This window comes from Acidobacteriota bacterium, assembly GCA_003696075.1.
Classification (GTDB): domain Bacteria; phylum Acidobacteriota; class Polarisedimenticolia; order J045; family J045; genus J045.
In genome coordinates, this window is the sequence record RFHH01000101.1 from 1 (window position 1) to 4,387 (window position 4,387).

General features: G+C 73.8%; 4 protein-coding genes. All 4 read left to right on the top strand.

Features of this window, described 5'->3' with window-relative positions; all coding sequences use genetic code 11:
- From D6718_06440 to D6718_06455, 4 genes are read left to right on the top strand one after another with little or no spacing between them, the layout of a single operon-like run.
- Positions 1–279: a PilZ domain-containing protein gene (locus D6718_06440; protein RMG45861.1), complete on the top strand. Its 279-nt coding sequence runs from the start codon at positions 1–3 to the stop codon at positions 277–279.
- Positions 276–665, top strand: a complete 390-nt coding sequence (locus tag D6718_06445; GenBank protein RMG45862.1) for a response regulator — start codon at positions 276–278, stop codon at positions 663–665. Before D6718_06440 ends, D6718_06445 begins: the two co-directional genes overlap by 4 nt.
- Complete coding sequence (locus D6718_06450) at positions 662–1,975, top strand: EAL domain-containing protein (protein ID RMG45863.1); 1,314 nt, start codon at positions 662–664, stop codon at positions 1,973–1,975. Before D6718_06445 ends, D6718_06450 begins: the two co-directional genes overlap by 4 nt.
- Positions 1,876–4,221, top strand: coding sequence for a PAS domain-containing protein (locus tag D6718_06455; protein RMG45864.1), 2,346 nt, complete (start codon positions 1,876–1,878; stop codon positions 4,219–4,221). The genes D6718_06450 and D6718_06455 overlap by 100 nt, the downstream gene beginning before the upstream one ends.
- Positions 4,222–4,387: the final 166 nt, after the last annotated feature.

Consider the following 4,387-nt stretch of genomic DNA (forward strand, 5'->3'; position numbering starts at 1 on the left):
ATCGTGTGTCGCGATATCGGGCTGGGCGGCGCGTTCGTCTCCCCCCCGGGTGCCCTCGCGGTGGGGCTCCGCGGCCAGTTCCGGGCGCCGGCGGCGCTCCCGTCGGTCTCGGTGCCGGCTCGCGTCGTGCGGGAGGGGGAGGGGAGCGCGAGCGGTGCGATCGGCCTCGCGCTCGAGTTTCTCCCACCGGATGCCGCCACGGTCGTTCGGCTCGCCCGGGCGCTGCGGTCGATCGGGGAGCGGCGGCGGTCTCCATTCCGGATGGAGGCGGGGGCATGAGCGTGCGGCCAGTCCTGGTGGTGGACGACGATCCCGAGATTCGCGAGATGACCGCCCTCCTCCTGAGCGGGGGCGGCCACGCGGTGGAGACGGCCGGCTCGGGCGAGGAAGCGCTGGCGTTGGCCCGTGCGGTCGGACCCGCCGTCATCCTCCTGGACATCAACATGCCGGGGATGGACGGCTGGGAAGTCCTCCGCCTGCTCAAAGAGGATCCGGCGACGGCTTCGATTCCGGTCATCATGTTCTCGATCCGGTTCGAACTGCGCGAGAAGCTCCACGCCCTGCAGAAGGGTGCCGCCGACTACGTGACGAAGCCGTTCGACGTCGAGGGGCTCCTCGAACGCATCGCGCGTTTCGTCGGCGCCGGTTCCGGGGAGCGACGGTGAGCGGCGAAGCCGATCGGGGGCGGCTCCGCACCCAGTACCTGCGCTTCCGGGCCGCGCTGCGCGATCCGACCACCGGGCTGTACGGGTTCACCCTTTTTTTCGATCGGATCCGGACCCTCGTCACCCGCGACGGGCGCATCGGTGTGCTGTGGGTCGGTATCGGCGGGCGCGACCTGGTCGAGCCGGTCTACGGGTGGGAAGCCTACGAGTCGCTGCTACGGGGAGCAGCCGGTGAGATCCGGTCGTGCATCGGATCGCTCCTTCCTACCGAGAGCCTGCTCGCCACCGCGGCCGTGCACGCCGACGCGTTCGTGCTCTTCGTCCCTTCGGACGTGGCGGGCACCCCGGTTGCGGCGGCATCGCTCGCGGAGACCGCCGCGCAGCTGCGCGAGCGGCTCCGGCGCAGCCTCCTCGAGGGCGGGGGTCCGGCGGCGTTCGGCGAGAGGCCGGCGGTCGGATCGTCCCTTCTCACCGACAATCCGATGCAGCGCTTCGAAAGGCGCGTGCTTCGCGCGGTGGACGAAGCGCGGGCGCAGGCGGAAAAGCCGGCCGGCGCCGAGCGGGTCGTCTGGATCGCAGAGTTGCAGCGGATCGTCCGAGAAGGGCGGATCGCGACCGTGTTCCAGCCGGTCGTCGCCCTCGAAGACGAAAGCGTGGTGGCGGTGGAGGCGTACGCGCGCGGGCCGGAGCGGTCGGCGCTGAGGCTGCCGCGCGTGTTGTTCGGACTGTCCCGGGATGCGGGCCTGTCGGACCGTCTCGACCGGGCCTGCCGCGACGCCGCGCTGGAAGCGGCGCGCGGATTGCCCGAACCGTTGCTGCTCTTCCTCAACGCGACGCCGGCCCTTCTCGACGCCGGGGCGTGGGGGCGGTCCCTTGCGGACGGGCCCGAGCCGGGCCGGCTCGTGATCGAAGTCGCGGAGGCGTCGCTGGAGGCCGGCACCGGGGGGCTCGGGGAGCGGGTCGGCGAACTGCGCCGGCAAGGCTTCCGGATCTCTCTCGACGACGTCGGATCGGGCTCGCACTCGATCGAGCTCGCGGAAGCGCTGCGTCCCGATTTCCTGAAGTTCGACCTCGCCGCGCTGAGGGGAGCGGCATCACCTTCGATGGCGCGCGAAATCGTCCGGACGCTGGTGGATCTGGCCAGAAGGGTGGGCGCCACCCTCGTGGCGGAACGGGTGGAGCGGCCCGGCGAGCGGAAAATGCTCATCGAATGCGGCGTTCGCTGGGGACAGGGGTACCTTTTCGGGCACGAAGGGCCGCTGCCGGCCGGACGAGAGCGGGCGGCGGAACGGGAGCGCCCAGGAAAGTGAACGGATCCACCCTGCTCGCCACGGCCGGCTGGCCGCCCATCGACCCCCTCGCGCTCGTGCCCGGTCTCGCGCTCGCGGTGTTGGCGGTGCTCCTGTTGACGGTGGGGTACCGCTGGGGACGGTGGCGCGTGAGTTCGTCGGTCGGGCGGCTCGTCCGCTCCCTCAGGGCGGTCACCGGCGGCGATTACACCGACATCCCGGAGCTGCCGCGAACCGACCCGCTCGCACCGGCGGCGGCGGCGCTGGCGGGATTGGCGCAGGAACTCGCCGCGCGCGAGCGCGAGCCGCACCCGCTGCTGGGCCGCACGCTCGATCACATGGACGACGAGGCGCTCGTGCTCCTCGACCCCGCGCTTTCGGTCCGGGCCGCGAGCGCGACGGCCGCGCGATGGCTCGGGTTGGACGACCCGGTGAAGCTCCGGGGGCGGCGCGCGGCGGAGCTGTTCGAGGCCGGCGGGTGGGAGCGGCTCGCCCCGCAGCTCACCGACGAGCGCCGCCTGGCGCAGCGGCCGGAGGCCGCGGTCGTGTTGGCGGGCGGCGATCGGATGCGGCTTCGCGTCCGTGCCTTCCCGGTGCCCGACGGGCTCGTTCTCCGGCTCGAGCGGGCCGCGGAACCGGGCGGGGAGCCGCCCCGGGAGGCCGCCGAGCGCCTCCGCGATCTCTTCGAGCGCCTCGTGGACGGCCTCCTCGTCGTGTCCGGAGGGCGCGTCGTCGAGGCCAACCGCGTCGCGCGCGATTGGGCGGGGAGGGATCTCGCGGGCGTCCCGTTGCGGGAGCTGATCCCGGCCGAAGATCTGCTGCTCGCGCTCGATCGCGTGCAGCGCGGTGCCGCGGGGGAACCGGTCGAACCCTTCCGGTGCCGGTTGCTCGGCGCGGGCGGACCGGCGAGGAGCCGGGAGGTCGAGGCGATCGTGTCCCCTCTGCACTATCGGGGCGAGCCGGCGGCTGCCGTGACGCTGCGGGACCTGGGTGCCGAGCGGCACGCGGTTCGGCGGGCGCGGCTGCAGAAGGCCCGCCTGCTCGCGGTGATGGACGCGGTGGGCGACGGGCTCCTCGTTTTGCGGGCACCTCGGGCCGAGGGCCGGCCGTGGCGCATCTCGCTCGCCAACCGAAAGGCGCGCGAGCTGCTCGGAGAGGAGGGCGGTCCGCTGGCGGCGGGCGCCCCCGAGGAGGATCTCTGGAAACGGCTCGCGCCGCGCATCGACGAACCGGAGCGGCTCGCCCGCTTCGTGCGGGCGGCGCGGGAGCGTTCGGAGGCGGAACACGCGGAACTGTTCGAGCTCGCGGGCGCGCCCCGGCGCTGGGTGGAGCTCGTCTTCCGCCCCGTCCGCGGAAGCGCCGGGGAGCTGGTCGGACGGGTGTTGGTTCTCCGGGACGTGACGCGGCACCGGGAGGTCGAGCGCCAGCTCCGCGAGGATGCCGCCCTTCTCGAGCGGTCGCACCGGACGCTCCAGGAAGCGTACGAGCAGCTCGCCGCCGCGACGCGGGCGCTCGGGCGGCGGAGCGAGGAACTCGAGCGGGTGGACGGCGAGTTGCGGGAACTCGACGAGGCGCACCTCGAGCTGCTGGGAACGGTCGCCCATGAACTGCAGACGCCGCTGGTGTCGATCCGCGGGTACGCGCAGATGCTGGCCGACGGGCGGCTCGGCCGGGTGAACGAGGAGCAGCGCAGCGGGTTGCAGCGGATCCTGGCCGCCGTGGACCGGATGGTGGGGCTGATCGACAACCTCCTCGCACTGGCGCGTTCCGGAGGCCGATCCGAGTTCCGGCCGGAGCCGGTGCCGGTGGCGCCGGTGGTGCGGGAGGTCGTCGACCGGCACCGCGCGCGCGCCGCGTCGGCGGAGGTCGAGCTGGCCGATGAGCCCGTCCCCGAGGGACTGGCCGTGCTGGCCGAGCGGGACGCGCTCGAGCAGGTGCTCGACAACCTGGTGAGCAACGCGATCAAGTTCAATCGCCGGGGAGGTCGCGTCACGGTGCGCGCGCGGACCGGCGCCGAAGGGCGCGTCGCGATCGAGGTCGAGGACACGGGCGTCGGGATCGACCCGGCCGAACGGGAGCGGATCTTCGAGCGGTTCTACCGCGGCCGCGCCGCCGCGCGCGTGGCCGGCTCCGGTATCGGCCTCGCGACCGTGCGGGCGATCGTCGAGCGGCACGGGGGACAGATCGACGTCGCCAGCACGCCCGGCCGGGGGACGACCTTCCGGATCCTGTGGCCGGTGGCGCAGAGGGAAGGAGCGGCGTCCTAGCGATCGCCCCGGAGCGGGACACCCTCCGGCGGACGACCGCTCTCAGCCGACCCGGCCCGCCGCGGACAACAGCACCGCGGCGGCGACCGCGTCCGCGCCGGAGGCGGCGGCGCCCCGGACGGTCGACCCCACGTCTCTGGCCCAGACACACCCGACGCTGCCGACG

Bases quoted from the DNA above. Each gene is read 5' to 3' on its own strand.
- D6718_06445 (RMG45862.1), top strand. From the start codon at position 276: ATGAGCGTGCGGCCAGTCCTGGTGGTGGACGACGATCCCGAGATTCGC.
- D6718_06455 (RMG45864.1), top strand. From the start codon at position 1,876: ATGCGGCGTTCGCTGGGGACAGGGGTACCTTTTCGGGCACGAAGGGCC.